Origin of the sequence: Anabaena sp. FACHB-83 (assembly GCF_014697485.1) — a bacterium.
In the GTDB taxonomy this organism is placed as follows: domain Bacteria; phylum Cyanobacteriota; class Cyanobacteriia; order Cyanobacteriales; family Nostocaceae; genus Nostoc_B.
The window spans coordinates 1-2,857 of sequence record NZ_JACJRY010000111.1; the positions used below are offsets into that span (position 1 = coordinate 1).

4 protein-coding genes and 1 pseudogene are annotated in these 2,857 nt (G+C 39.4%); all 5 read right to left on the bottom strand.

What is annotated here, in order from left to right:
* A pseudogene (locus tag H6G79_RS36185) lies at positions 1 to 200 on the bottom strand (hypothetical protein); the annotation flags it as partial.
* An 11-nt stretch (positions 201 to 211) separates the two neighbouring features.
* Complete coding sequence (locus tag H6G79_RS36190; protein ID WP_190595327.1) at positions 212 to 826, bottom strand: hypothetical protein; 615 nt, start codon at positions 824 to 826, stop codon at positions 212 to 214.
* A 55-nt stretch (positions 827 to 881) separates the two neighbouring features.
* Complete coding sequence (locus tag H6G79_RS36195; RefSeq protein ID WP_191049440.1) at positions 882 to 1,916, bottom strand: site-specific integrase; 1,035 nt, start codon at positions 1,914 to 1,916, stop codon at positions 882 to 884.
* Between the two features lie 61 nt (positions 1,917 to 1,977).
* Entirely contained in the window at positions 1,978 to 2,391 is a 414-nt protein-coding gene (locus H6G79_RS36200) for an HNH endonuclease (RefSeq protein WP_191049441.1), read from the bottom strand.
* A gap of 9 nt (positions 2,392 to 2,400) precedes the next feature.
* Positions 2,401 to 2,775: a hypothetical protein gene (locus H6G79_RS36205; protein WP_190595330.1), complete on the bottom strand. Its 375-nt coding sequence runs from the start codon at positions 2,773 to 2,775 to the stop codon at positions 2,401 to 2,403.
* Between the last annotated feature and the right edge of the window lie 82 nt (positions 2,776 to 2,857).

Sequence of the window (2,857 nt, forward strand, 5' to 3'; positions counted from 1 at the left end):
AAATATGTTGCGGGTGGCTCAACGGCGATCGCTTCAATTTGCCCAGAATCATCTTTGTTGCGGTTGCGGTAGAAGGAACGGCGATTGTGACAAACCTTTGGATTCCAGCAGCCATCACCTTCTGTCCCATGCAATACTCTCGCCTTAGCTGTCGGTAACTTGGCACATAATTGGCATTTGGGGTCAAGTGGCTTGGGCATCTGTTTGTCCTTTACTCACTTAATATCCCAACCAAAATTTCTATTAATTCTGGTAATTCTTCCGGTACTCTATATAACTTCAAATCTTCTGTTATCTGTTTTTCTTGACGATTATATCTAGCAAAACGCCAATCTTCCCCAGTGGTTACTGCACCATATATAATCGGTTTATCTAAATTTATCCACTCAGACAAAGCTATCAATTCTACTGCTAATTGTGTAAATCCTCTGCTTAAATCAGCTTGTTTTGCCTCTATCACTAACAAGCCTTTACCTTTATCAATGTAATAATCTAGGTTGCCTTTGAGTTGATCACTAACATTGATTGCATACTCAATATTCAACTGGGTTTGCGCTATTTCACATACTTCCAGCAGTATTGGTGCAATAATTGCTTGTTTACGTGCATCTTCACTTAGTAACTTGACTCGCCGAAGATTGCGTTCAATTAGCTGCTGCAATTGCTGGGTTTCTTTACTTAAAGATTCTGTTCTGGGTAATTGTAAGCGTTCACGCTCATAAGTACAACCTAGTTCAATCAGTATGTCTTCTGGAGAGAATGGTAATTCAAAATACTTACTAAATGTATAACTTTGTCCTGGTTGAATAATTCGTGGGCGACTCATAATTTAAAATTTTGATTTCCTCAAAATCTCCAGTTAGTTTCTATTTCATTTTTGCTTAGGACTCCTTTTCTGGCTCCTCACCTATCGCTCGATAGTAAGCCGCTATTGCCGCTTCTTGTTCCGAGCGAAGTGTGTACCGTCTAAATGCCTTCTCACTAGTATGTCCTGTCAACTTCCTTGCATGGCTTGGATCTATGCCCAACATTAACAAGTCAGTAGCGTAAGTGTGTCGAAACGAATGCGGGTGTAGTTCTTCAATGCCTGCAAGCTCACCTATTTTCTCCACCGCAAAGTAAATTCCGTGATAACTCAAGCGTTCACCTTTATATGACGCATGGTGCGAAATCATCAGTGGGGTGAGGCTGTTTAATTCTTCTCCAAGTTCTTCACGCGAAAGCAAATACTCAGTTAATACTTCTCGGCTTTCCTTTCGCAATGGCACTAGGCGCGGTTCATTGGTTTTGGTATCGGGTAAGAACAGTAGCTTGCCATCGAATGACCCAACATTTAACTCGACAATTTCCCCAGCGCGGAGTCCGTGGCTCAGAATGTGGACAAGCGCGGTGTCCCGTTGCTTTGTTTCTCCCAGTAATTCTAACGCTGACCATACCCTCTCCATCTGTTCTGCTGTTAAACTTTGGGCTGGTGGTAGGGGAATTTTTTCTAGTTTCACCCCTAGCGTCGGATTTGCCGCCATGATGTCAGGATATGTGTTACACATCCATTTGAAAAAGCTTTTGAGTGCTGAAATCCCGGCATTGATACTACTTTTTGAAAGCGGTTTACCTGTATCAGTCTGTACTTCGTCTCGGAGATATTCTTTATATAATGCCAAGTGACGTGGGCGTAGCTCATGATAAGACAACTGCGTCCATCCCAAAAAACGCTTCAGTTCCCGTTCGTACAGCTTGCAACTATTCACGGATAGATTGTTGCTCCGTAAAAATTCCAGTACTTTTACAAAGCGAATATCGGTTGGTGTAGCTATTTTTATCAGCCTATTTTTTCTTACTCGTTCTTCTCTATTATCAGTTTTATCTTTAAGAGGAATGAGGTTGATTGGTGGTAAAGAATCTCTACTATAATTCATTCTTATATCCTTAGTAATTTAAATTAAATTATTTTACTAATAATATTACTCAAAATTTTGTTTACGGATATTTTTGTTGGCTCATTAACACTTGTCGTTGAAGTAATCGATTAGGATTATTAAACTGAAGCAACCTAGTACTCGCTTTTCCCATCTGAGTTTTTCCCTCAATTCTTGCACCTTCAAAATAGAAATGTTCATCCCATTTTTGGCGACGTGGGTTAAACAATGGAACAATTTCTCCTGTTTCTGCATCGATAGTCGCAAAATCAGAACCCTTATGTCGATTACACGATAGGCATGAAAGTGCTAAGTTCTCGCTACTAGTTTCACCACCATGTTTAATAGCGATAATATGATCTACTTCATGAGTATAAATCGAATAGCTCGAATGAATTAAACAATATTCACAACGTCCTGAAGCTCTATTTATGACCAGCTTTCTCAGTTCTGTAGAAATTGAATTAGAAGACATTTTATTTAATTAATTTGCTGTCGCTCGCGCCTTAAGTAAAATCATCAGATGTTCTAATTGTTCGTAAACGTCTAATTCTGCTATTTCTATTGAATTAAGTGAACCAGAGCGGTTTTTTTCTAGTAATGCTTGCAACCGTTTTTCTGCTTGCTCCGATACTTTAAAAGCAATAATTTCTTCTGGTGTTGGACGCTTCAGCAAAAAATCTAGTACTTCTTGATAAACTTCTGGGATATTTATCGTTTCTGCTCTAACAGATGGTTGTTGTGTTGTTTCCCCTGGCTCAGTATCCAACAATCGCCAAAGCAATTCAGGCAAGCGACTTTGCAACGGTTCTAAACGTTGAGCTAGTTCATCCGGTATTTGAATGGTTAGTTGTGCCACGCTTGAAACCATTAACTAAGCTGTTCGCTCATAATTATGCTTTAAGTTACATTGTAATACAAGACTACAACACAAAATAAGA

Coding starts and splice junctions, on each gene's coding strand:
- H6G79_RS36190 (WP_190595327.1), bottom strand. CDS start 826: ATGAGTCGCCCACGAATTATTCAACCAGGACAAAGTTATACATTTAGT.
- H6G79_RS36195 (WP_191049440.1), bottom strand. CDS start 1,916: ATGAATTATAGTAGAGATTCTTTACCACCAATCAACCTCATTCCTCTT.
- H6G79_RS36200 (WP_191049441.1), bottom strand. CDS start 2,391: ATGTCTTCTAATTCAATTTCTACAGAACTGAGAAAGCTGGTCATAAAT.